This window comes from Frankia casuarinae, from assembly GCF_000013345.1.
GTDB lineage: Bacteria > Actinomycetota > Actinomycetes > Frankiales > Frankiaceae > Frankia > Frankia casuarinae.
Genome location: NC_007777.1, coordinates 5,044,519 through 5,070,097 on the forward strand (window position 1 = coordinate 5,044,519; position 25,579 = coordinate 5,070,097).

Annotated in this window: 18 protein-coding genes and 1 riboswitch; of the genes, 6 read left to right on the top strand and 12 right to left on the bottom strand. The window is 69.3% G+C overall.

What is annotated here, in order from left to right:
- The first annotated feature begins 1,274 nt into the window (after positions 1–1,274).
- Entirely contained in the window at positions 1,275–2,678 is a 1,404-nt protein-coding gene (locus FRANCCI3_RS21395; protein ID WP_011438585.1) for a family 2B encapsulin nanocompartment shell protein, read from the top strand.
- Between the two features lie 329 nt (positions 2,679–3,007).
- Positions 3,008–5,263, top strand: coding sequence for a family 2 encapsulin nanocompartment cargo protein terpene cyclase (locus FRANCCI3_RS21400; RefSeq protein ID WP_011438586.1), 2,256 nt, complete (start codon positions 3,008–3,010; stop codon positions 5,261–5,263).
- Here the strand turns inward: FRANCCI3_RS21400 and FRANCCI3_RS21405 are convergent, their stop codons facing one another.
- The 11 genes from FRANCCI3_RS21405 to FRANCCI3_RS21450 form a co-directional block, all read right to left on the bottom strand.
- The gene (locus tag FRANCCI3_RS21405; protein ID WP_011438587.1) at positions 5,264–6,016 is read right to left on the bottom strand and encodes a SagB/ThcOx family dehydrogenase; all 753 of its coding nucleotides are present in this window, start codon (positions 6,014–6,016) and stop codon (positions 5,264–5,266) included. It abuts the gene before it with no gap.
- Positions 6,017–6,046: 30 nt separating this feature from the next.
- The gene (locus tag FRANCCI3_RS21410; protein ID WP_011438588.1) at positions 6,047–7,384 is read right to left on the bottom strand and encodes a YcaO-like family protein; all 1,338 of its coding nucleotides are present in this window, start codon (positions 7,382–7,384) and stop codon (positions 6,047–6,049) included.
- 9 nt (positions 7,385–7,393) lie between these two features.
- Positions 7,394–8,794, bottom strand: a complete 1,401-nt coding sequence (locus tag FRANCCI3_RS21415; protein WP_011438589.1) for a YcaO-like family protein — start codon at positions 8,792–8,794, stop codon at positions 7,394–7,396.
- Entirely contained in the window at positions 8,791–10,404 is a 1,614-nt protein-coding gene (locus FRANCCI3_RS21420; RefSeq protein WP_011438590.1) for a CocE/NonD family hydrolase, read from the bottom strand. The genes FRANCCI3_RS21415 and FRANCCI3_RS21420 overlap by 4 nt, the downstream gene beginning before the upstream one ends.
- A gap of 10 nt (positions 10,405–10,414) precedes the next feature.
- A complete protein-coding gene (locus FRANCCI3_RS21425; RefSeq protein ID WP_011438591.1) occupies positions 10,415–11,224 on the bottom strand; it encodes a TOMM precursor leader peptide-binding protein in 810 nt (269 codons plus the stop codon).
- A 249-nt stretch (positions 11,225–11,473) separates the two neighbouring features.
- On the bottom strand, positions 11,474–11,587 hold the full coding sequence (locus FRANCCI3_RS28630) for a streptamidine-related RiPP repeat protein (protein WP_023840694.1): 114 nt from the start codon (positions 11,585–11,587) through the stop codon (positions 11,474–11,476).
- Between the two features lie 111 nt (positions 11,588–11,698).
- Entirely contained in the window at positions 11,699–13,027 is a 1,329-nt protein-coding gene (locus FRANCCI3_RS21430; protein WP_083282201.1) for an MFS transporter, read from the bottom strand.
- A 56-nt stretch (positions 13,028–13,083) separates the two neighbouring features.
- Entirely contained in the window at positions 13,084–14,085 is a 1,002-nt protein-coding gene (locus tag FRANCCI3_RS21435; RefSeq protein ID WP_011438594.1) for an ABC transporter substrate-binding protein, read from the bottom strand.
- 32 nt (positions 14,086–14,117) lie between these two features.
- Positions 14,118–14,975, bottom strand: a complete 858-nt coding sequence (locus tag FRANCCI3_RS21440; protein ID WP_011438595.1) for an ABC transporter ATP-binding protein — start codon at positions 14,973–14,975, stop codon at positions 14,118–14,120.
- Positions 14,972–16,117 (bottom strand): FecCD family ABC transporter permease, encoded by a 1,146-nt coding sequence (locus FRANCCI3_RS21445; protein ID WP_011438596.1) that lies wholly within the window; start codon positions 16,115–16,117, stop codon positions 14,972–14,974. Before FRANCCI3_RS21445 ends, FRANCCI3_RS21440 begins: the two co-directional genes overlap by 4 nt.
- A gap of 198 nt (positions 16,118–16,315) precedes the next feature.
- Entirely contained in the window at positions 16,316–18,250 is a 1,935-nt protein-coding gene (locus tag FRANCCI3_RS21450) for an ABC transporter ATP-binding protein (RefSeq protein ID WP_011438597.1), read from the bottom strand.
- A 257-nt stretch (positions 18,251–18,507) separates the two neighbouring features.
- Between FRANCCI3_RS21450 and FRANCCI3_RS21455 the strand changes: the two genes are divergently transcribed.
- The 3 genes from FRANCCI3_RS21455 to FRANCCI3_RS21465 all read left to right on the top strand — a co-directional run bounded on the left by FRANCCI3_RS21455 (position 18,508) and on the right by FRANCCI3_RS21465 (position 23,474).
- Complete coding sequence (locus tag FRANCCI3_RS21455; protein ID WP_035941453.1) at positions 18,508–19,881, top strand: lipase; 1,374 nt, start codon at positions 18,508–18,510, stop codon at positions 19,879–19,881.
- A gap of 887 nt (positions 19,882–20,768) precedes the next feature.
- Entirely contained in the window at positions 20,769–22,418 is a 1,650-nt protein-coding gene (locus FRANCCI3_RS21460; RefSeq protein WP_011438599.1) for a peptide deformylase, read from the top strand.
- A gap of 497 nt (positions 22,419–22,915) precedes the next feature.
- A riboswitch (cyclic di-AMP (ydaO/yuaA leader) is annotated at positions 22,916–23,091 on the top strand.
- A gap of 2 nt (positions 23,092–23,093) precedes the next feature.
- Positions 23,094–23,474, top strand: coding sequence for a transglycosylase family protein (locus FRANCCI3_RS21465; RefSeq protein WP_011438600.1), 381 nt, complete (start codon positions 23,094–23,096; stop codon positions 23,472–23,474).
- A gap of 205 nt (positions 23,475–23,679) precedes the next feature.
- Here the strand turns inward: FRANCCI3_RS21465 and rlmB are convergent, their stop codons facing one another.
- A complete protein-coding gene (rlmB, locus tag FRANCCI3_RS21470; RefSeq protein ID WP_011438601.1) occupies positions 23,680–24,771 on the bottom strand; it encodes a 23S rRNA (guanosine(2251)-2'-O)-methyltransferase RlmB in 1,092 nt (363 codons plus the stop codon).
- Between the two features lie 242 nt (positions 24,772–25,013).
- On the opposite strand from rlmB, the gene FRANCCI3_RS21475 reads away from it, so the two are divergent.
- On the top strand, positions 25,014–25,337 hold the full coding sequence (locus FRANCCI3_RS21475; RefSeq protein ID WP_011438602.1) for a hypothetical protein: 324 nt from the start codon (positions 25,014–25,016) through the stop codon (positions 25,335–25,337).
- Positions 25,338–25,579 lie beyond the last annotated feature (242 nt).

The window sequence follows — 25,579 nt, forward strand, 5'->3', positions numbered from 1 at the left end:
GCCGAGGCATGCCCCTCGCATCGCGGGATTCGGCCGGCGCCGTTGCCGGGAGGCAATGGCTCCCTCGGTCGGCAGGACCGGCTCGATACGATGCGCCTCGGGTCGATCATCCGACCAGCCGTGCCGGGCGGACGGATACCCCTTTTCGGCCATAGCCACAGGTCCCGCAATGGCCACAGGTCCCGCAATCTCCAGGCCTTTGGCCCCGCCGGGGCCGCTGGGCCGCTGGGCCGCCGCATCCGGCGGATGATCGGACCAGGCCGCGGTTGCGGGCCCGGGACGGGCACTCGGGCCGAGGCCCTGACCAGGAGAAGCGGTCAGCGTCTACGGCGTGTCGTGAGAAGTCCGCAACCGGTCCGGATCTGCCGCGGACGGGCCGGCGCGGCAGGTCTGGACCGGGTGGGACGCCACGCGCCGTCTCCGTCCCCGTCGCCGTGACGTTTCCGGCCCACCGCAGGGGGTGAAGAAATACCCGCACGCCGCACTCGAGGGAGACGACGGCGCTCCCACCCGGGTTCCCCGGAAATTGGCTATGTTCCGCGGCGCGAACGAATATCACCGAAGGAATTTTGCGCGCGGACTCCGCGAACGCTCCGACCGCCAGCCGGACCAGATTTCGACCCGATATCACCACGGTCGGGACACGGGCGCCGATCGGCGCTTGATCCACCGGCGGACTGGATCAACCAGCGGAAAAGGAGGACGGTACTCCTGTCCGCCGCGTACCGACAGTTCGTCCGGGACACCGGGAAAACGATCGAGAAAACGCCTGGCCGCCCTTTACGGTGCGTGGTCGCCGGGCCGGGCCGAGGACTAGAGCAGGCCGGTCTGCCCGGACCAGATCTGATTGGTTCCGCAAAGTGCTTGCCGCCCGTGGGATCGATGCGGGAGGCTTCCCATGCGCGGCGAGACGACGCGCGTTCCGTTCGAGACAAGCGCAGGTCTCCTGTTGACTCGACGCCATGGGGGGGGTTACACCAACGGAGCGCCCATAGATGTCATCGCTACTCAGGGAAGGCGGGACTCACCCAGCGCAGCATCGGAACTTCGACGTCCCGCATTTCGTGTCGGTTCGATGTACCTGCGGTCGGCGGCCAGCCGCCGGGATCCGTCACGCCCGCACATTCCTATGACCGTGCACAGGCCGCGCCTTCTACATGTGCGTCGGGTCAATAGAAACCGCACTCCGGGAAAACCCCCATACCCCCAGTGTAAACCCCCACTCCCAGTGGGAAAACTGCCCCTGCGAAAACCAGAGATAGGTGGAGTCTGTCATGACCGAACCCGTGCAGGCCGGTACGGATGCCGGCGGCGAAGAGCCCCGGCTGAGTCTGAGCACGGCGGCCGCGCGCAATCTCGCGACGACCACCAAGTCCGTTCCGCAGATGCAGGAGATCACCTCCCGGTGGCTGCTGCGGATACTGCCATGGGTCCAGGCGTCCGGCGGCGTGTACCGGGTCAACCGCCGTCTGACCTACGTACTCGGGGACGGACTCCTCACGTTCACGACCACCGGATCCGAGGTCCGGGTCGTTCCGCGCGAACTCGGCGAGCTGCCCGCCCTGCGGGGCTTCGACGGCGAGGTGCTCGATGCGCTCGCGGACCGCTTCGCCCAACGGGAATTCGCTGCCGGAGACGTGCTGGTGGAGAGCGGTCAGGCCGCCGACCAGGTGTTCCTGATCGCGCACGGTAAGGTCGGCAGGTTCGGCCTCGGAGAGTACGGCGACGAGCGGGAACTCGGCGTACTCGCCGACGGCGAGTACTTCGGTGACGAGGCGCTGGTCGAGGAGGACCTGACCTGGGAGTTCACGGCCCGCGCACTCACCGGTACGACGGCCCTCGTCCTGTCGCGCCAGCAGTTCTCCGAACTCGCCGACTCCTCCGACGAGCTGCGGCGTCACCTCGACGAGTACCGGACCCGGCTCCAGCCCCCGAGCAACCGCCTGGGCGAAGCGGAGATCGCGATCGCCGCCGGGCACACCGGGGAACCGGACCTGCCGGGGACGTTCGTCGACTACGAACTGGCCCCCCGCGAGTACGAGCTCAGCGTCGCCCAGACCGTGCTACGCATCCACAGCCGGGTGGCGGACCTCTACAACGAACCGCACAACCAGCTGGAGCACCAGATCCGGCTCACCGTCGAGGCCCTGCGCGAACGCCAGGAGCACGAACTGGTGAACAACCCCGACTTCGGGCTGCTGCACAACGCCGACCTCCGTCAGCGTATTCACACCCGGAGCGGTCCGCCTACCCCGGATGATCTCGACGACCTGCTGAGCCGCCGACGCAGCACACATTTCCTGCTCGCCCACCCGCGGACCATCGCCGCGTTCGGCCGGGAATGCACCGCCCGTGGCATCTACCCGGCCACCGTCCTCCTCCACGACCAGCACGTGCCGGCCTGGCGTGGCGTTCCCCTGCTCCCGTTGAACAAGATTCCGATCAGCGGGACCGGTACCACGTCCATCCTCGCGCTGCGCACCGGTGAGGAGAACCAGGGGGTGATCGGCCTGCACCACGCCGGCCTGCCGGACGAATACGAGCCCGGCCTGTCCGTGAGATTCGCGGGTATCAGCGACAAGGCCATCATCTCGTACCTGGTGACCACGTACTACTCCGCGGCGGTGCTCGTCCCCGACGCGCTCGGTATCCTGGAGAACGTCGAGATCGGTCGGTGACACCCGGCCGCGCGAGCCGCTGGGACCACCCGGAACCCGCGGAATTACGCGGAATTACGCGAGATCACATGAGATCACATGAGATCACGCTGGGTTCCGGAAGGGTTCCGCGGGGCTCCGCGGGGCTCCGCGGCATCCCGGCCCGATCTCTCCCGGCCGCCCCGAACGTTCACTTCTCCGCTGCCACCTCGGCAGACCCGGTGCACCTTCCCCGGGGCCGGTTCCCCGGGGAAGGTGCACCGGTGCCGGATACGGATAAGGATCCGTATCCGGCCGACTTTCGGGGCCGGCCGTCCAGCCCGTGACCGAGAAGGGTTCACCAGCGGGTCATGCAGCCTTTCACGCTACCGGAGTTCTACGTGCCCTATCCGGCACGGCTCAATCCGAACCTGGAACAGGCCCGCGTGCACAGCAGGGCTTGGGCCGACGAGATGGAGATGATCGACTCTCCGCAGCACGGAACCGCGATCTGGACCGAGGCCGACTTCGACGCACACGACTACGCCCTGCTCTGTGCATACACCCATCCGGACTCCGTCAGCCGAAAACTCGATCTGGTCACCGACTGGTATGTCTGGGTTTTCTACTTCGACGACCACTTCCTGGAGCTGTACAAGCGGTCCCACGACATGGCCGGCGCCCGGGCCTACCTCGACCGCCTGCCCGCCTTCATGCCCGTCGACGGTGAGATCACCGAGACGCCGACCAACCCGGTGGAACGCGGACTCGCCGACCTGTGGACCCGGACCGTCCCGGAGCGTTCCGCCGACTGGCGGCGGCGGTTCGCGGTCAGCACCAAGAACCTGCTGGACGAGTCCCTGTGGGAACTAGCCAACATCAACGCCGGCAGGCTCGCCAACCCGATCGAATACGTCGAGATGCGGCGCAAGGTCGGCGGCGCGCCCTGGTCGGCGAACCTCGTCGAGCACGCCGCCGACGCCGAGGTGCCGGCCCAGGTCGCGGCGACCCGGCCGCTGCAGGTACTGCGGGACACCTTCGCCGACGCCGTGCATCTGCGCAACGACCTGTTCTCCTACCAGCGCGAGGTCGAAGAGGAGGGCGAGCTCAGCAACGGCGTGCTCGTCATCGAACGTTTCCTCGGCTGTGGAACCCAGGAGGCCGCCGACACGGTCAACGACCTGCTCACCTCGCGGCTGCACCAGTTCGAGCACACCGCGGTCACCGAACTGCCGGCGGTCCTCGAGGAGCACGGTGTCGACCCGGGGAGCCGGCTGGAGGTCCTGGCGTACGTGAAGGGTCTGCAGGACTGGCAGTCAGGGGGCCACGAATGGCACCTGCGCTCGAGCCGGTACATGAACCGGGCCGTGGCGCCTGAGAGCGGCGAGCTCAGCGGACTCCTCGGACTCACCGGTCTCGGTACCTCGGCGGCCCGGATTGTGCCGTCCCTCGTCACCACCACACCGCGCCGGATCCGCTCCTTCACGCACATCCCGCACCAGATCGTCGGGCCGCTGCGCCATCCCGACTTCTGCATGCCCTTCTCGACCGGGCAGAGCCCACATCTGGACGCCTCCCGCCGGGAAAACATCATCTGGGCCCGGGCGGTAGGGATGCTGGACCCGATTCCGGGCATCTGGGACGAACACAAACTGCGGGCGTTCGACTTCGCGCTGTGCTCGGCCGGAATCCATCCGGACGCGACCCTGCCGGAACTGAATCTGACGACGGACTGGCTCACCTGGGGGACCTACGCCGACGACTACTACCCGGTAATCTTCGGCCGCACCCGGGACATCCTCGGGGCCAAGGTGTGCAACGCCCGGCTGTCGGAGTTCATGCCGCTGGACTCCCCCGTCACCGCGGTGCCGGCCAACGCGTTGGAACGCGGTCTGGCCGACCTGTGGACGCGCACCACCGAGACCATGGCGCCAGGCGCGCGCGAGACGTTCCGCGGCACCGTCGAGGTTATGATCGACAGCTGGCTGTGGGAGCTGGCAAACCAGGCCCAGAATCGCATTCCCGACCCGATCGACTACATTGAGATGCGCCGGGCGACCTTCGGTTCGGATCTGACGATGAGCCTGGCCCGGCTGGCCCGGCTGGCCCAGGAACAGACCGTGCCACCCGAGATCTACCGCACCCGGCCGATCCAGGCCTTGGAGAACGCGGCCGCGGACTACGCCTGTCTCCTCAACGACGTCTTCTCCTATCAGAAGGAGATCCAGTTCGAGGGTGAGATCCACAACTGTGTCCTCGTCGTCGAGAACTTCCTCGACTGCGACCGGGAGCGTGCCCTCGCGGTGGTCAACGATCTGATGACCTCCCGGATACGCCAGTTCGAGCACATCGTGGCGCACGAGCTTCCGGCGCTGTTCGACAGCTTCGCCCTGGACGCGTCGGCGCGGCAGGCGCTGCTGGGCTACGCGCGGGAACTCCAGAACTGGCTGGCCGGGATCCTCCGCTGGCATGAGGGCACGCATCGGTACGAGGAGTCCGAACTGCGGTACCACCCAGCGGCGGGAGTACGGCCCTTCGGCGGCCCCACGGGCCTGGGCACCTCGTCCGCCCACGTCCGCCCACGTCCGGCCGCGGCGGCCGGCGCGGCCGGCGATAGTGAAATGTAGTCAGCTCGCATGCCTGGTTGGCGGTCGGACCGGCTGGCGGCCGACGGGGAACACGACGGTCGGGAACATCGTGTCGGGCAGACGCAGCAACTCGGCGAGGGCCTGGTCGTCGAAGGCCGTCACGGCGCATCCGGCCAGCCCGAGTGCGGCCGCGACCAGGTAGAGGTTCTGCACGGCGATTCCCGCGTCGAGGTGCAGGGTGCGGTAATGGCGTGCCGGGTACTTCACGAGAGTCGTGTCGAGCCGGGCGACTACGACGACCGCCATGGGCGCCCGTTCGGCGAACTCGGGTTGGACCAGCACCGAACGCAACGCCGCCGTCGGCTCGCCGGACCGCAACGTCTGCAGGCAGTGGTCCTCGGCGTCGTACCGGAACACGCCGCCGGGCAGCTGCGCACCGCGCGCAATGACGAGATAGATGGACAGTGAATGCAGGCCACCTGCCGACGGCGCCATCCACATCCGGTGCTGACTGCCGTCGGGCAGTCGGACATCCCGCTGCGGACCCACCGCCCAGCGTAGGAGCGAGGAGACATTCTCGGCGGTCGGCGCCTCGGCATCGAACCGGTACCAGGACCTGCGTGCCGCGAGCACCTGGCCGAACTCGACCGGCAGGTCCGCGCGCGGTGCCGGCAGCGGAATCCGGCAGGTGGCGGCGCGCAGTCCGTCGAGCATCACCTGCCGGGTCGGCGGACCATTGAGGACCTGTTGGACCCGCCGGATACGCTCCAGCGCGGTGACGTCCTCGGCCACACTCGTCCCTTCGGTTACGTCGCTAATGCGCTAATGCGGCAGCGGGAGGTCGCGCCGGGTGGTGCCCGCCGCGGCGAGTTGCCTGGCCAGCCGGGCGCCGCCGAGGAACGGAAGGCCGACAGAGGTGTTCGAGTACAGGCCGGGGGCCAAGGTGTGCACGACCCGCATGCCGGTGGGGCGCACGTCTTCGGTGGTGACGTCGACCGATGTCACCGGGTGGCCGGCGTCGGCGAGCGTGCGCGCGAGCACCGTCGGGTCGTCGACTCCGGCGTGCCGGGCGTCCCGGTCGAGGGTCTCCCAGCCGATCGTGCCGGTGAGGGCCTCGGCGAGTTCGGCCTCCAGCCGGTCCTGCAGGCGAGAGTCGAGGAAGAGCTGGAGGTGGGTGCAGTACTCGACGACGTCCGCCAGGTCGTCTCGGCAGTCGTCGAGGTACCGTCGGTCAGCTCGCCACGGCTTGAGGGGGCTGTGCGGGTTGCGTGCGGCGCGCATGTAGGGGCCGTCGGAGTCGTCGAGGTCGGCGACGAACATCTGCAGCTGGAAGGCTTCGGCAAGGGCCTTGCGCAGCGCCGGCGTGGTGGTGGTCCGGCACGCTGCTCCCATGGTCAGGTAGCCGGTCGCCGTGTCGTGCACCAGGGCGCCGACGACGACGAGGCCGAACTCGTTCGGGAATTCGACGAACCGGGTCGTCATGCTTCCGTACGCGCCCATGGCAAGCTGCGCGATCCAGGGGGGCGGGGTGATGGCCCGCAGCGGCCGGCGGCCGTGCCAGGCCATGGTCAGCGTGTCACGTTCGATCATCTGGCAGATCGCCGACCATTGCGCCGAGCGCTGGTCCATACCGGCGGCCAGGCCGGCGCTGAGGACCGGGCTGAGGTAGGGGAACCCGCGGGCCTGGGCCTGGTGGGCGTAGGACACCCAGACGAGCTGCGCGGGTACCCAGACGGGGGTGCCAGCAAGCAGGTCGGTGCCGGACGTCCATTCCAGCTCGAGATCCTCGCGGTACTCGGTGAACGGGAAGTAGGGCCCGGCGTACTGGGCGGGTGAGTACAGCACCACCGAGCGCGGGTCAAGCACGGTGGCGCGGTCCGCCGTGAGCTCTTTGTGGGTGGCGCGGCGCAGTCCGGCGGGGACGAGGTTCCCGCAGTAGCGTTCGACGGCCTCGCCGACGGCGGGCCCGAGGGCGGCGTCGTCGTCGAGCAGGGCGTAGCCGGCTCCGGCGAAGTCACTGGCCCAGGCGGAGAACCTGGTGGTGTCGGAGAGAACGGCGGTGTACATGGTGAATTCGGGCGGCAGGGTGGCGGGAATGGCGTTGCGTTCGATCCGGCGGATGATCCCGGTTCGGGGGGCGAGGATCGCGGCGAGGTCCATGGGTGCTCCTCAGACGTGCGGGATCGGGTACGGATAAAGGGCGTCTTCGGTGATCTTTCCGGCAGCCAGGCCCAGCTGGGCGGGTACGTCGTAGAGCCGCTCGCCGCCGAGGAACGGGAAGGCCGCGGGCGGGTTGCCGTAGAGCCCGGGGACGATGACCCGCACGACGGTGAGGCCGGCCGCCCGCACGTCCGGAGTGGTGACGTCCACTGACACGGCGGACAGGCCCTGCGTCGCGAGCATGTCGAGGTAGCGTCGATGGGCTGTGCCCCCGTTGGCGTCCCCGTCGGCCCGGGGGATGTCGGCGAGCCGGGTGGTGCGGGTGTCGTCGCGGAGCCGGTCGAGGGGCCGGCCCTGCATTCGTGGATCCAGATAGAGCTGGGCGACCGCGGGCAGGTCGACGAGGTCGCGGAAATCCGGCCGGATGTCATCCGCGTACCGCCGGTCGGCGCGGTAGGGCAGGTACGTGTGCGGGGGTATCTCGCCGCGGGCGACGGCTCGCCAGTGCGCGCTGTCACCGTCCGCGAGCTCGGCGGTCAGTTCCAGCATGGCGAAGGCTTCGACGAGCGCCTTCGTCGCCGCTTCCCGCGGATCCGCCCGGCATGCCGTGCCGTACGCGATCAACCCCCGTCCCGGTTCTTCAAGGAAGGCGGCGAGCACCGGAACCGGGAACTGGCTTGGCACCTGGAACAACCGGATGGTGCGACCGGTGCCCTCTCCGTGGGCGATGTCGTACCGGTCGAGGAGCTCAGCCGCATCGGCGACGGCCCAGCCGGCGGCGCCGCTGGCCCACCAGATGGTGTTCGCGTCGCGTTCGAAGAGCTCTTCCAACGCAAAACGCTCGGCGTGCTCACGGTTCTCGCCAGTGGCGATGCCGGCGTACAGCATGGCGTGGGTGGCCACCTCGTCGGCGTGCGCGCCGCGGAAGTAGTTCAGGTAGGCCATCGACGCGGGCACCAGCACCGGACCCCCGGCGTACAGGTCGCGGCCGGGCACCCAGGCCACCGGTGTCTGGCGGGTGAAGGGCCGGAAGGGGAACCCGCGGGCGCGGTACTGCCGGTCGGAATAGAGCGCCAGGGTCGCCGGGTCGAGAGCCGGCCGCCCGGCCCTGGCGAGATCGTCGTAGCAGGCGATCTCCAGGGCGTCGGGAACGGCGTTGCCGCAGTACCGTTCCACGGCCTCCCCGACCGCGGCACGGCGCGCCCGGTCGTGATCGCCCAGGGCGGCACCGAAGCCAAACCGCTCGGCCGACCAGGTGGCGAACGCACGGGTGTCGGCGGCACGGGCGCTCCAGCCGACCCAGCAACGCGGCATGGCGGGGCTCGGCTGGTAGGGAACGATCTGGGTGAGGACGCCGAGTCGGCGGTCGACGAGACGCCGTTCGGCCGGCGCGGGGGTGGTTGATCTCACGGGTGCTCCAGCACGGGCAGGTCGACCCGGCAGCCGCGGGTTGGACCGGTGTGGATGGTCTGGGTGGCGATCCGGGTGGCGCTGGTGGTGTACCGGTCCTGGCCGGTGTTGGGGGTGCGGGCCAGCCGCGGGAAGTCGCTGCTGGTGACCTGCAGCTCCAGCCGGCTGCCGGGGTGGAGCAGCAGGGCCGTGGCGCCGAGCGGGATCGACACCGTGGCCGCGCCGGGCCCGACGGCAGCGGCGCCGCTGGTGACCTCCAAGGCCCGGCCGTCACCGAGCCGCTCCACCAGCCGGACTATCCAGTCGGTGCCGGGGCCCGTGGTGTCTGCGGCCATCGTGACGGTGGGTGCGCCGACGATGGCAGTCGGCGTCGTCAGTGGCGGGGTCCGGAATGCCACGGCGTCGGCGCGGGCGTCCAGGGGGGCACGGTCGCAGTCCCGCGGGAGGCTGGGGAAGGGGTCGAGCGGGTCGTAGGTGAACCGGTGCTCGGCGGGCCGCTCGGGCGGGTTCGGCAGGAGTGACCCGTCAGCGCTGGCCTGCAGGCCCAGGGTGGCGGTGGACGCCGGCCACCGATCCAGCCAGCGTCCGCCCTCGACGAGGAACACCTTGGTGATCGACGCATCCCGGCCGGCCAGCACGTCAAAGATCCACGCGACCTGGAGGCGTCCCAGCGGCAGTTGCGAGGCGGGCCCGTGCTCCCGCCCACCCGCCGAGCTGGAAGCGGGGGTCGACAGCTCGTGCCCCCACGGCCCGATCACCAGGCCCCGGGCGGGCCTGTTCGGAGCGCGGTCGCGGCCCGCGGTTTCCCACTGCCACAGCGTCTGTGGCAGGAAGAGATCGTACCAGCCGCCGATGTGCAGGGACGGCAGCGAGCAGCGGGCCAGTTCCTGCGTGCTGATGCCCTCCCCGAGGTCGTCGCCAGTACGGTCATGCGGTGCCGGGCTGTCGCCGGTCGTCAACGGAGCCGGGGCTGACAGAGCCGGGGCTGACAGAGCCGGGGCTATGGCGCTCCACCAGCGTGGCACCCGTGCCCAGAGGTGCCGGCCGAGGTCAGCTACCGGCAGGTGCCGCAGCAGGTCCGGCTCACAGCCCAGCATCTGCGCGGACAGCCCGTTCCTGCTGGTGCGGCTCTCGGCGTGCTCGGCCCACCAGCCGGCGTACTCGGCCAGCCGCAGGATCCCCGACGGGTCCACGTTGGCGGGCCGCAGACCCGCGGCGGGTACCTCGCTGATCACTGCGCGCACGAGCTCGGGAACGGTGACGGCGGCTGCCCACGCGGTGAACGAGCCGTAGGAGGCTCCGGCGAGGATCACGTTCCCATCGCACCAGGGCTGGCGGTGGACCCATTCGACCAACGCCCGGCCATCGGCGCGCTCCCCTTGATACGGGGTCCAGGTTCCGCCCGACCCATAGCGCCCCCGCACGTCCTGGGCAACGTAGGCCAGTCCGTTCCGCGCCCACCCGACGCCGTTTGCCAGCAGCGAACCGCGACCGTACGGGGTGCGAGTGACCACCGCCGGGGCGGGTAGCCGGTCGGGACGGTAGACGTCGGTCGCCAGCAGGACGCCGTCCGCCGCCGGTACGGCCTGGTTCGCGTCGATGGCGTGCATGCCCCGGCGCCTAGACCGGGTTGACCGCGAGGTTGGGAAGAGGAAGCACCGGATGCCGGCTGATCGACGCCGTGGTCGGATCGACGACGAGCTGGTGCCCCTCGCTGGGCACGGTGCTTCCCGCCGCCAGCGCCCGCAGGTCGGCGGCGAGCAGCCCCGCCAGCACCGCGGTGGCTGCCGGGGTGAACGGTGCCGGCGGCTTGACCGCGTCGGAATCGAGGTAAGCCCAGTGGGCGATCAGCTCGTCGGGGAGAGCGGCCGCGGCGAGCCGACGTCCTCTGGTGTCCCGGTAGCACGCCGTACGGCCCGGCATCGACAGGGGTCCCACGACGAACGTGTCGCCCTCGGCGTAGCAGCCGTGCCATGGCGTGTGGTGCGCCGCGCACCACTGATCGAGCCGGCACCAGTGCGAGTCCGGCAGCCACCGGGCGCAGCTGACGACGGCGTCCGAGCCGGCTACCGCGGCCTCGTCCGCCGGGCCCACGGTGCACTCGACGTCATCGATGATGTCGCCCAGGAGTTCGGTGAGCTTCCCGACGACCGGACTGTCGCCGTCGAGGTGCACCTTCCAGCCAGCCGGAACGGTCCCCGCACGCCCCGGGCCGACGAACACGCCGCGATCGGTGAGCGCGGCGGTCATGCGCTCGACGGCGGGTCGGTCCGCATCGGGCAGGGGCAGCTGGGTGGCCCCGGCCGCGACGTTCCGCACGAGGGCGAGCAGGCGGTCCTCGCCGCCAATTCGGACGAAGACGTCCCCGGGGGCGCTGTAACGCCAACTCCCGTCGGCGGCCCGGTAGAGATGGTGGCCAGGAGAGAACACGTCGGCTTTCCTCATCGGGTGTGTCGCGGTCGTGATGGGCTGGTCGTGATGGGCTGGTCGTGATGGGCTGGTCGTGATGGGCTGGTTGCGGCCGGCAGGGGTCATGGCCGGCACGGGTCGCGCGCGGGCCGGGATGAACCCGGTAGAGACCGTGACCGTCGAGGACGTCCGAGAAACTGACGGCACCGACGGTCACGGCTTGCACTGGCTCACCAAGGTGCGCTCGGCGCCTTCAGTGAACCGGCGGCACTACTCCTCGTCGTCCCACGCGAACGGGCTCTGGACGAGCGCGTGCGTGGTCGGGTCCTGCGGGGCAGCGAGGACCGGCGCCTCGGCCAGCTCCTCGAACGAGATCTCCGCCATGCTTCACCTCCTTCGCAATAAAACGGTTTTCGTTTTCAAAAGGAACGCTAGCACGAGCGACGTGGGGATGGGCTGATATCCACACATCCGCCGGGCGGCTCGTTCGGGGGCTCATTCGGCGGCTGTCACCGCCCGGACCGCGGCGTCCGGCCCACCGGGCCCGGCCTGCGGCGGGTTGGCCGGTGCCTCGTCGGCCCTGATCAGGTCCTGAAGCCTGCCGGTGTGGCCGAGGCCTGCCATCAGGCCCGCTACCAGCGCCAGGCCGACGCCGGCCGAGGCGGTCAGCAGAGCGGCCCGGGTGCCCCAGGCATCGGCGAGGATGCCGGCGAGCACGGCACCCAGCGGCGTTCCGCCCCAGGCGATCATCCTCGCGGTGGTGTTGACCCGGGCCTGCAGGCGTAGGGGGGTGACGGCTTGCCGGACGACGATGCCGTTTAGGATGACCAGGGAGGTGCTGGCCTGCCAGAGCAGCAGGATGCCCATCCCTGGCAGCCACGCCGTGTTCAGAGACCAGCCGATCAGGGCGAGCGTGCTGGCTCCGAGCGCACCGAGTGTGATCGTTCCGGTGGGGACGTGTCGGTGCACGCGGCTGAGCAGCTGGCTGACGATCAGCGTTCCGAGCGCGGCGGCGACGTAGAGGAGACCGATCCGCGGGTCGTCGTCGGGAAGGCCGAACTGCCGTACCGCGACGACGACGACCAGGCCGGTGACCGCGCCCCCGGACAGGCTGCTGCCGGCCCCGAGCAGGGTCAGAGTCCGGATGAGGCGATGCCCCCGGATGTAACCCAGGCCCTCGGCGATGTCGCGACGGGTCCGGCTCACCCGGCTGCCAGCCGGCCCGCTCCGGTCGGCCCTGCTCCGGTCGGCTGCGGCCGGCACGGCCCAGCGCGCCCGGGAGAGCAGGATGGCACCGACCAGGTAGCTGAGCGCATCGAGGGCGAGCACACTGGCTGCGCCCACCGTGGCCGCGGCCACCCCGCCGACGGCCGGCCCGACCAGGTTGACAACGGTGCTCACCGACACCATCGCCCCGGTCGCCGCGGCCACCGCGTCCCGTCCCACGATCGCCGGGACTGCGCCGAAGCTGGCCGCATCGAAGAACACGAAGACCGATGCGACAAGCACCGCGGAGATCAGCAGATGGGGTGTGGTGAGGACACCCGCCCAGTTGGCCACGGGGATGCTGGCCATCGTCAGGCCGCTGAGGCAACTGGTGACCACCATCGTGCGCCGGTGATCCCAGCGGTCGACCAGGGCACCAGCGGGCAGTCCGAGCACGAGGTAGGGCACCGCTTCGAGACCGACCAGCACGCCCGCGAGCGTGCCGCTCCCGGTGCGCTGGAAAAGCAGCACCGGGAGCGCGACGAGCGTCATCGCCGAACCCGCCCAGGAGACAGCCCGGCTCGCCAGGAAAAGCCGGAAGGCGGGTACCGTACTCATCTCAGGTTGTTACTCATCTCAGGTCGTCCCACATTCCACATTTTTGGGTCTGCGGCTCAGGCGTGCAGCGCGGCGGCCAGCTTTGTCACGCCTTCCACGCCGGCGAGGTTGGCCGAGTCCGACTGCGGGAGGAAGAACACACGGTTGTTGCGGACTGCCGCCACGGTCGGGAGCCGGGAGGTGAGGAACTTGCGGGCCTCGGCCTCGGTTTCGCTGCCGCTGAGCAGATAGACGAGGGTGCCGGGATTCTTGCTGATGAGGTCCTCCACCGACAGCTCACTGAAGTATTTGCCCTTGGGCAGGGTGCCCGCGTAGATGTTCCGCGCCCCGGCGAGCCGCGCGATGTCGGTGTAGACGCCGTCGTAGGTGTAGACGGTTCCCTGGTAGGTGGCGACCACCGCGACCGGGACGGGGTCCCTGCCCTGGATCTTCGTCGCGACCTGGCGGAGCCGTTCGTTGATGTCGGCCTGGACCTGCCTGGCCCGGCCCGGAATGCCGAAGATCATGCCGAGCGCGGTCAGGTCGGTATCGACGTCACGGACCGTCGCCTTGGTGGCGTCGTCGGTGCAGAACCCGCTGAGAATCATCACCTGGGTGCCCTGGGCGGCCAGCTCGGCGATCGTGGGGAGCTGCCGGCCGTCAAACAGATAGCTGCCATCCGCCCAGATCAGGTCGGGCCGGGCGGCGAGCAGCGCCTCCCGGGTCGGTGCGCCGGTACCGAGGGCGGGTAGCTTCGCCTCCACACTGGCGTACTTCGCCGCCGGTGTGCCGCTGCTGGTGTTGTACTGGCCAACAATCCGGTCCGTCAGGCCCAGTTCGATGAGGAGCTCGGTACTGGTGGTCCACCCGGAGACGACCCGCGCCGGGGCCTCGTCGAAGTGCAGGGTCCGGCCGCAGTTCGCCACCTCAACGGGATAGCGGGTACCGGCCGGGGCCGACCGGGCATCGGCCGCGCTCGCACTGCCCGCGCCGGTGGTCGAACCGGACCCGCAGCCGGTGAGACCGGCGGTAACAACGAGCAGGGCAGCGACCGCGACGCCGGCGCCGAGTTTCTTCATCGGGTTCTGTCTCCTTCCATTGCTTCATCGGGTCATTGCTTTATCGGGATTTCCGCGCCAGCTACCACCGGGGCCGGCTCGTCTGTTCCGGGCAGGCTGGAAGAAGGCAGGCTGGGGAAGGGAAGACTGGAGAAAGCGAGCTGGAGGCGGCCGGTCACCGGGTGGACGCTCCGGTCGGCGCGCACCCCGAACACGCGGCCGATGAGGTCGGCGGTCAGGACGTCCTCCGGTTTGCCCGAACAGATCACCGCGCCGTCGTGCAGGACATAGAGCCGGTCACAGAAGGCCGTCGCGAGGTTGAGGTCATGTAACGCGGCGAGCACGGTGATCCCGAGTGAGCGCACCAACTCCAGCAGGCTCAGCTGGGTGCTGATATCCAGATGGTTGGTCGGCTCGTCCAGGATCAGCACCGACGGTGCCTGCACGAGGGCGCGCGCCAGCAGGACCCGCTGCTTCTCGCCGCCGGACAGCGACGCGAACGCCCGCCCGGCGTGCGCGGCCATGCCCACGGTGTCGAGCGCGGCCGAGATGATCTCATGATCCCCGGTCGAGGTCGGGCTCCACGCGCTCTGGTGGGGGGTCCGCCCGGTCGCGACCACCTCAAGGACGGTGAAGTCAAAGCCATCGGGGCTTTCCTGCGCCAGGGCCGCGACCCGCCGCGCCGACTGGCGCGGGGTGAGGTCCCTGACCAGGTCAGTTCCGTCGAGCAGCACCGCACCGGACGTCGGCCGCACCACCCGGTAGACCGTCTTCAGCACGGTCGACTTCCCGCTGCCGTTCGGACCGACCAGGCCGACGAAGGCGCCGGGGGGACAGCCGACCGTCAGGTCGCGCACGATCTGTACCCCGTCGGCGACGACACCCAGACCTTCCAGGCGAAGGCCCGTCACGAGGCACCACTCGCCCGTCCCGACCGGCGCAGCAGCACGAGGAAGAAGGGCACCCCGGCGACCGCGGTGATAATGCTCAACGGCAGCTCCAACGGCCGGGCCACGACCCGGCCGAGGAGATCGGCCAGCACGAGGAACGTTCCGCCCAGCAGCGCCGTTACCGGGAGCAGCCGCCGGTGGTCCGACCCGATAAGCATCCGCACGCAGTGCGGCGCAATGAGGCCGACGAACGCGACACCGCCGGCGACGGAGATGACGGACGCTGTCAGAGCGGCGGTGACGATCAGCAGCTGGGTCCGCAGCCGGCTGACCGGGATCCCCAGCGAGGCGGCGGCCTCATCACCGAGCAGCAAGGCATTCAACGACCGGGCCTGCGCCAGCAGCCACAGCGTCGCGGCCACGACGATGCACGCGGGCAGCCCCAGTGTGTCCCACTCGGCCCCCGACACCGTTCCCAGCAGCCAGAACAGCACCGCGGCGAGTTGGTTCGAGCCGACCCGCAACTGCAGGTAGCTGGTGCCAGCCTGGAACAGATAGGTCAGCGCCACCCCCGCGAGCAGCAGCCGTTGCGGGTCCAGGTAACCGCGCCTACGCCCTAACGCGATCACGAGAGCCAGGGTGAGAACGGCACCGATGAACGCCGCCCCCGACACCCCCACCGCCGCGGCAAGCCCCGACGACGAGACCCCTCCCAGGGTGAGGACAGCGACCGCGGCGACGGAGGCACCCGAGGACACGCCCAGCACATACGGATCGGCGAGGGGGTTACGCACCACCGCCTGCAGCACGGCTCCGGCCACGGCCAGGCCCGCACCCACCACGAACGCCAGCAACACCCGCGGCGTCCGCACCTGCCAGATAATCTGATCGTTGATCATCGAGGACTGAGCACCGTTGCCGGTCAGATGAGCCACGACGCTGGACCACACCTCACCGGGAGGCACCGATACCGAACCCACGCCGATCGCTGCCCCAACAACGATCGGTGTCGCCAGCACCAGGGCGAGCAGAGTGATCAAGAATCTGCCGCGCGCGCCGCGCGCCGTGCGCGGCAGCACGGCGCAGGCAGTGACCGCGGGCATCCCGCGGGCGGGTCGAAGCGCCGCCACCGCCCGCAGCCGTACCGCGTCCGCGGCACCCACGGATGGCGTCGGCGTGGCACGTACCGACGTAGGTTGATCGATGGACAGCGGATGCCCCCGTTGACTCAAACGAAACGAAAACGATTTTCGTTTCGTTTGGGCAAGCTAACAGCCCTGCGCGGGCTCCGTCAACGGTTCTGTAGGGGGCAGGAGAGGATACCCGCTCGTCGTGGTCGGGTGGTCACCATCATCCGGCGACTACTCGACCGGGATCATTCCTCCGCTCTGCCGCTGCCACAGCCGGTGGTAGCGCCCCCGCCGCTCGAGCAGCTCGCGATGGGACCCCTGCTCCACGACGCGGCCGTCGTCGAGGACGACGATGCGGTCCATGTGCAGCAGGGTCGACAGCCGGTGCGCGACGGCGATCACCGTCTTGTCTCGCCACAGGTTCTCGAGTGCGTTCTGGACGAGTACCTCGCTCTCGCTGTCCAGCGCGCTCGTCGCCTCGTCCAGAATGAGGATGGGTTTGTCGTCCAGGAAGGCGCGGGCAATGGCGATCCGCTGCCGTTGCCCGGTCGAGAGTTTGATGCCACGTTCCCCGACGACGGTGTCGTAACCGTCGGGCGCCCGCGAGATGAAGCTGTGCGCGTGGGCCCGCAGCGCCGCCGCCTCCACCTGCGCCTGGGTCACCGGGCCCGCGGTCCCGTAGACGATGTTGTCCCGGATGGACCGGTGGAAGAGGGTGGTGTCCTGCGGAACGTAGGAGATACCCCGAGCGAGCTGGCGGTTGGACACCGGAACACCGTCCACGGCGACCATGCCCGGTGGGAGCGGGTAGTAGCCTAGCAACAGCTTGATGAACGTCGTCTTGCCGCTTCCGCTGCGACCCACGATGCCGATCTTTTCGCCCCGCTCGATGGCCAGGTCGATGCCCGCGAGCACGAGGTTCCGGTCGTTCTCGGGATAGGCGAACGACAGGCCCTGGAACTGCAGCCGACCGGAAACCGCGGGAAGAACCGCAGGACGGCCTGAACCAGCTGAACCGGCTGAATTATCCGGACTGGCCGAATTATCCGGACCGGCTGACAGGATGTTCCGACCGGCGAAGAGGTAGTGGTAGGCCTCCTCGATGCGGGCGAGTCGGAGATTGAGCTGCGCAATCTCCCACACCGTCCCCCAGATAAAGTCGGAGAAGAGGACCAGCGCGGAGAGAAAGGTCGTGAACTGGGCCAGGCTCATCTCACCGTGGAGGAATAGATACAGGTTGAGGACGATCGACACCGGCCAGACGAGGTACCGGACCACGAGGCTCATCGAGGTCCAGAACACAATGCTCCAGAAGGACGAGCGATACGCGGCGGCGATGACCTGGCGACGACGCCGGCGGACCCGCTCGTACTCGGCCTCCTCCTGGAGGAACGACTTCACGCTCACGAAGTTCGAGATGACGTCGATCACGTAACCGTCCATCTCCGAGACCTCGTCCGCGAGCCGCTTCTCCGCGCGGGCCGAACGACGGACGGTGTGCCTGCCAACAAGAAGCATGATCGCGACGGAACCCAGGAAGGTCAGGCCCGAGTAAAGGTTAACCGAAAACATGATCATTAGGATCGCCGGAACCTTGACCAGCTGTTCAACGTACGTGAAGCACGCCGTCTCGAGGATCTCTCGGAACTCGCGGCCGAGCGTGCTCACATAGCTGCTGATCTTTCCGGTGAACTTGCCGACGAAGTATGGATATCGCTCGTTTATGACATTTCCAAAGAGAATGTTCTCGTATTCGTAGCCCCGGTGGTTGAGTAGCCGGAGATACAGCACCTCGGCACCACGCCAGGTCAGGTCATGGCCGATGTTGCACGCGAGAAGGACGCCGGCGTACAGGTACGCGTCGTGGGTCTGTACCGGGGCGCTGGCGAGAGCCTGCACGAGAAGGCCGATGAGGACCGGTATCACGGCGAGCAGGCTGTTGGACAGGACGAAGACACCGACGACCAGGAGAGCCGGCCCCTTGAAGGTCGCGACGAAACGCAGATAGGAACGCAGGGCGGCATGCCGCTCCACCCGGCGGGAAACGAGGTTGTCCACGGCGGTGCCGACATCGTCCAGGCCGGTGCCGTTTTGACCGGCGCCACGGGAACCGATGCCAGGCGACCGTATCTCCTGATGCGGAACCCCGCCGGCCACGCTGTCCATGCCGAGATGATGACAGGCGACCGGCCGGGCCCGCACCTTGTTTTTGACCAGGGGAACGGCCGCGTCCGCACCGAAGCTCACGAGGGCCTGGCCGTCACATGCGCCGGCCCGATGTACTGTGCTCTGGCACGAGACGTGTCGGACGCGCAGAACGTCCGATCCAGTGGTGCGCCGCTACCGAGGTGTAACCGACAGGAGAAATGCTGACGGTGGCCCGGTGCGTGGCCGTCGGATATCCCGAGGGAAAGGGACGTCGAGTGGCTCGCCGCCGTTACTTCCACCTGCTGAGCGCGCTTGCCATCGCCGGACTGGCGGTCGCCTGTTCCGGCGCTGGTGGCACGGAGTCCGGCGCGGGACGCTCCCCGGCGCTCGCGCGGGAGCTGGCGGAGGCCGCGGTCGCCGCCCCGGACGCCTCTCGCCTCCCGATCCTGTTCGTGCACGGCAGCCTTGGGTCGGGCAGCCTCTTCGAGACACCGGCGCAACGATTCACCGCAAACGGCTATCCCGTCGACTACGTCGAGGCCTTCGACTACGATGCGTCGTCCTCGGCCAACTCCGTCGAGGAGGTCCTTCCGGACCTCGATGCGAAGATCGCTAGTATCCTCAAGGCAACCGGGGCGAAGAAGCTCGATCTGGTGGCACATCTCGAGGGCGCCGCGCTAAGCGAGCGGTACCTGACCAGCTCATCCGACCGGGCGAACCGGGTCGCGCACTACGTCACCGTCGGAGGCTCGCTCGCGGGTAGACCCCCGGCCGGAGTGCCCACCCTGGCGGTCTGGGGCGAGAACGATCCGACCCGGCGCGTCGAGGGGGCCGTCAACGTGCGGTTCGTCGACCAGGACCGCGCCCAGCTCCTGACCTCGACGGCCACCTTCAGGGAGATGTACCGGTTTCTCACCGGAACCACTCCGCACACGACCGACGTGGTGCCGAAGCAGGGCCCGATCGAGATCTCCGGCCGGGCCCTGCGCTATCCGATGAATGTCGGTGTGCGGGACGCCAGGCTGGAGGTTCACCGGGTCGACCCACGGACGGGTCGGCGGGGGGCGAACAGCCTCAAAGGTTATTTCCACCTCTCCGGCGACGGATCCTGGGGTCCGTTCCGAGGTGACGGCGCCTCCACCTACGAGTTCGTGATCGTACGCGGCGGGGAACCCGACCACCACTTCTACTACCAGCCGTTCCGCCGCGACGATCACCTCGTACGTCTGCTGACGAGCCAGCCGGGCCAGGAGATCGGCGGCGGGATGGAGACCGGTCCCGGGCACACCGATCTGGTCGTCGAACGCCCGCTCGAATGGTGGGGGGACCAGGGGAACGCCGACGACGTCCTCAGCATCGACGGGAAGAACGTGCTGAACGCCGCCGACGCGCCCCGGTCCAAACTGGCCCTGGGCGTCTACCTGTTCGACCGGAATTCCGACGGCGTCACCCACCTCACAATGCCGATTCCGGCGTATTTCGGGATCGGCTTCATCACCGGCGTAGATGTGTTCATCCCGGCGGGTGAGCGCTCGGTCGAAGTCGCGATGACGCCGCGGGGAAAGACAGCCCACCGGAGCGTTCTCCAGGTGCCCGCCTGGCCGTCGGACCGGCATCGCGTCACTCTGCACTTCACCGGCGAGGGCTGAACGGAGGCCGAGGGTGGCCCTGCTTGGGCAGGGCAGGGCCACCTGTCCATAGCCCCCCGACGGAGGTCTTGGGCGTCGCGCCCGGCCGCGGCTCGGCATCACGCCGGCCCCGCCCGGCGGAGGTCGCGGCTCGACGCGGGGCGGGACCGGCCTGCCACCAAGACTGACGCAGGCGACCGGGATCCGGAAACGTCAGTCAGGCATGCCTTTCTCGTATGGGCCACGAGTCTCGGAAACTTGACCCCCCACATCTGGTTGATCAGTTGTGGTTGGGTCGCTCCCTGACTACCGCTGGACCCCGTTGACCGAACTACCCGGCCGTCTCGGCGGTCGCATCCGCACGGCCTTGGCCGAGGATGTCCCGGCGCGAAACGCCGAAGATCGCGAATAGATGGCCGAAAGCGAAGATATTGGGAGGCGAACCGGTTTACGGCCGCCAAACCGTGCCTAACCCTCCACAGTTGTCCGCCGCGACGGGCCGTCGGACATCGAGGAGCGAGGCGGCATCGGTGGGCATCAGGCCCGGATCGCGCCGCTAGGGCAGCCCGGATCGCCACGGGACGAAGACCTAGTTCCTTGGGTGGAACGAGCTCTTTCCAGGCGGCGGGTGCGCCTCCTGTCACCCCGGCCGGCGGCGACAGCACGCCACCAGCAGCCGTCGCTGTCCGCAAGGAGTCAGACACGACATCCGCCTTACCACAAAAACCCGGAAAGATCGGGGAAACCGCCGATCCCGCGCTGTCGGATACCCGACAGTCGAGCATTCAGCCGGACATCTGTGCCCGTTTGACATGGCGTCGTTATCCTGATGTGTCGACTGACGGAGGACTGATCGCCCGATTTCACTCCGGCCTTCACCGACCGTACCGACATGGAAGGCCGTTTCGATGTCGTACGAATCTGGACCTTACCGGGTATCGCCCAGGCTGCTGGCCCGGGAGGACTTCCGGGCGGCGTGCGCGACGCGGGACTTCCGCACGGTGTTCCGGCTGATGAAGAAGTACGACGGTGCCAGCCAGAATCGCATCGCATCTCCGGTGGAAGGGCTCAGCCAGAGCAGGGTCAGCCGGATCATGCAGGGCGAGGACCACATCGCCCGGCTCTCCCTGATCGAACGCATCACCGACGCGCTGCGCATCCCGGGCAGTTATTTCCACCTGGCCGCACGGCCGTGGGAGGCGGCACGGGACGTGCGCGAGCCGCCCGGGCCGCCAACGGTTCCGGCCGGATCCGGCCCGACGCCGGTAGCCCACGTCGCGACCCCCTCCGTCGACCCGGCCCCGGCCCCCGGCCCCGTCGTCGCCGAGAGCCCGGGCCGGCTCCCCCCCGGACCGGGGGGCCTGGTCGTCGAGGAGGACCGGGCCGAACTCCGCTACGACGACAGCATGTACGTCGCCCACCAGCGAAGACGTCTTCTCAACGCCGGCAGCGAACCGGTAACCCGGTATCTGATGCGGATATCGGTCGACCGGTTCCCGGGAGATCCGGAACGCTCCGCGCGGTTGTACCGATCCGATCCGCTGCGCTGGGAGGACCTCCAGCTCAGCGCGCACTGTGGCGGCGAGCAGATGGCCTGGCAGGTCAAGACCGACTGGGACGCGCTCAAGGAGGTCTGGCTGCTCTTCGAGAACAGCCGAGGACGATTTCCGCTCTATCCCGGCGAATCGGCGTGGATCAACTACAGCTACCAGGTAAGCAGGGAGAAGTGGGGGCCGTGGTTCCAGCGTGCCGTGCGGGTACCGACGAGTTTCCTCTCGGTGCGGCTGGACTTTCCGGCCGAGCTGGATCCCGTGGTCTGGGGCATGGAGACGTCGATGACCGCCGATGCCTTCCCGTTGCGGACCGCAGTCGCCCGCACCGACTCCGGCGACCGGCGGATCTTCACCTGGTCGACCACCGAGCCGCCGCTGCACGCCCGCTACCGGCTGGAATGGAACTTCCGGGCCACCGTGCCGGAACGTGATCCGGCCACGGAGACCGGAACACGTCCCAGCGATCAGATGGCGGCCGTCGGCATCGTGCAGGAGGGTGAGGCGATCCTGCGGCAGCCGGCCCGCCCGTTCGCTCTGCCCAACGAGGCCGAAGACGCGCGCCGGGTCGTCGCCGAACTGTCCTCCGCCCTCGAACGGGTGTCCGCCCTGCACACCTTCGGCAAGGGCCTGGGCATCGCCGCGCCGCAGGTCGGCATCAACCGCGCCGCGGCGATCGTGCGTACCGCGGGCGGCGACACGCTCACGCTGCTCAACCCCAGCGTCATCGAGACCTCCCGAGAGACCGACGAGCAGTACGAGGGCTGCCTGAGCTTCTTCGACGTCCGTGGCCTCGTCCCCCGGCCGCTGGAGCTGCACGTCGAACACACCGATATCGATGGCAACCGGCACATCACCGTCTATCGGCAGGGGCTGGCGCGGCTCGTCGCTCACGAGATCGATCACCTGCACGGTCAGCTCTACACGGATCGGATGCGGGCCGGAACCACACCGATCCCGGTGGAGCAGTACCGGGGTACCGGCTCGGCCTGGTCCTACAACCGCTGACCAACCCGAACGCACCCGCCCCGCGGGCGGCACGTCGGCATGCCGACGTGCCCACGTGCCGACGTGCCGACGGCGCAGCGCCGGGACCGGGTGTCCGACACGGACTGTTAGATCCGACATATGACATGGTTCCCTCGTGCCGTATAGTCCGGAAAGCAGGCGATAGGTGCGGGTCCGCCGGAACGTCGACACAGATTTTTTCGGAACCTGGTTAGAGACTGCCGGCAGCGGGTAGTGGAGGCTCGATCGCCACGCGGCGGAACAGATTCCCCACGCATCGCGTATTGTTTACCGTCAGCGTGACGACCCAGCCACGAACTGGGGATTTTCAGCCCACTGAACAACCTCTAGGATCGGGCGCGCACGCGGGCGCGAAACACCATTAAAAAGATCGGGACAAGTAAGTGGGGTGCACTGTGTGCATCCTCACGTACTCTTGTTTTTCCCGGGTCACTCTCAGCTATGTTCGTTGCCGTGCCGTCACCTGATGGCATGCGTCGGGCGGCACGCCGAATCCTGCCCCCGCTCGACGAGAATCAAACCTTTGGCAGGAGCGGGGGAACCAATTCCGGGCGCCGATAAAAGACGTCCTCGGGGTGAAGCCGCGATGCGCGGCCGGGCATTCCCAGCCCGAACCCGACAGCTCACCTCGCAGGCGTGGGGAAGGGCAACTCAATGTCCAACGCTCGTTCGCTCGCTCGTGGTCTCAACCGCATCAGGCTCGGTTCCCGGGCCTTGATCGCCGCCACCACTCTCGCGGCCTCGATCGGCGGTGGCCTCGCGCTGTCCCAACCGGCCAGCGCGTCGACGAACGCCGACCACTTCCTCTCCAAGGTGATCCCTTGTGAGTCCGGGGGGAACCCCCGCGCGGTCAACTCCATCGGCGCCGGCGGGTTGTTCCAGTTTCTGCCCAGCACCTGGCACGGGGTCGGCGGCAAGGGTCTGCCGCAGCACGCCAGCGTCGCCGAGCAGTGGCAGCGCGCCCGCATCCTGTACGCCCAGCAGGGGACGAGCCCCTGGTACGCCTCGAAGCCGTGCTGGGGTCACAAGATCTGAGCTGCCCGACTTCCCGCGCCAGCCTTCACCGTCCGCGCCCGGCCGGTACTGATCGGCGCGCGGTCAGCAGCCCCGTGTCCCGTCCGGGACACGGGGCTGCGCGCTACGTTTCCCGGTCACGGTTTCCCGGTCACGGCGACGTCGGCCAGCTCAACTTCCGCGGCCCCGCCCGGCGGAGACCCGGCGGACCCACCGATCGGCAGGCTCAGCCGATCCGACGGCGGCGGGCGATCTCGGCCAGCGTGATCCCGGCGGCCACCCCCGCGTTGAGGGACTCCACCGCACCCGCCATGGGGATCCGGACCCTCACGTCGCAGCGCTGCTCGACCAGCCTGGACAACCCGCGTCCCTCGGAACCGATCACCAGGACGAGGGGGTCGGTCGCCATCGTGAGCTCGTCGATGCTCACTTCACTGTCCGCGGCCAGACCGACAACGAACTGGCCGCCCGCCGCGTAGGAGACGAGCGTGCGGGCGAGGTTGGTGGCGCGCGCCACCGGCAGCCGGGCGGCAGCCCCCGCCGAGGTCTTCCAGGCCGCGGCGGTCACGCCGGCGGCCCTACGCTCCGGAACGACGACGCCGTGGGCACCGAAGGCGGCGGCCGAGCGCACCACGGCCCCGAGGTTGCGAGGATCGGTGACCCCGTCCAACGCCACCAGCAGACCCGGAGGGGACGAGCGCGCGCGGGCGAGGAGATCATCCGGATGGGCATACCGGAACGGCGGTACCACGAGGGCGAGACCCTGATGCGGAGCGGTGCCACACATCCGGTCGAGATCCGTGCGGCCGACGTCGGCCACGGCGATCCCGGCCCGCCCGGCGAGCCGGCGGGCGTCGGCGAGCCGCTCGTCGAAGTCCAGCCCGCCGGCGATGAAAAGGGTCGACGACGGTACCCCGGCCCGCAGCGCCTCGACCACCGCGTTGCGCCCGACCACCAGCTCGTCGCCCTCGGTCCGCCGTGGGCGCCCGGCCCCCGCGGAACCCCCCACGGCGCTCGGCCCGGTGGTGGCCGCAGCTGCGACGGCGCGGCCACCATCCCCGCGCCGGCCGGCGGCCGCTCGACCCCGCTCGGCTCCGGCCGAGGCGGAACGGGCCGCCGCAGCCGCCGCCGCACGACGCTGGGCGGGATGGCCGGGGCGCAGCTGCGCGGGCGGAGTGGCCCCACGGCCCTCCAGCGCCTTGCGGCCGTGACCGCCGCTGCCCGTGGAGGCCCCCTTGCGGTGGGAACCGGCCTTGGCGGCCCGACCGCCCTGACCGCCGCGGGCGATCCCGCTGTCCCGGCGAGCGGCGCCGGCCATCAGGACCACCGACCAGTACACGCCCGGGGAATGACCATGTGACCACGGTATACGGCGGACGACACCGGCGTGTCGGGGCGCGCTCGGCGAGAGCTCGGCGGGAACTCGGCGGAGGAGCTCTGCCATGGGCATACCTCGACATGGCCGTTTCCGGGGACCCGGCGCCCTATCCTGAGGGCCGGCAGGCCCACGGCCCGACCTGATGTGGTCCGGCCGCTCCTCACCGGCGTCAGGAGGGTCAGGTGCGCATCGTTCTTCCACCCGCCGCCGGGTGGTCGCGGGCCGAAGACCGCTGGTGCCCCATGGCGAAGGCGGGGAGCCACCTGATCAACATCGACGATCTCGATGCCAGTCTCACCACGCTCGGCGGAGTGGAGGCCTACGGTACCGCGCTCGTCACGGCTGCCGGGCCGCGCGGCACGCCGTCGCGGGCGTTCGGCGGGTGTGCTCCCCGACCTGGCGGTGTCACCGCCGCGGCGGTGACATTCCTGGAGAATGCCCGGCATAGAACGTTGAGCGCCACCTCCCGGCCCGGCGGCCCAGGCGGACCCGGGGAGACGACGTGACGACGCGAGCGGAGGTGCGGGTCATGAGCGGCGGCCGCGTGACCACGCCGATCGGCAGGCCCGGGGTTCCCCGGGATGCGGGGGCCCTGCCACCATCCACCCCCGGCCTTTACGCTCTTTTAGGGTCGCCCGCCGACGATGGCGGGCGCGTCGGATCAGGTCGCCGGCACGGCGATTTACACCCTCGACGTGCCGTGGGGGAAGCTGGGAGAATACATCTCCATGAATGTGTGATGACCAGC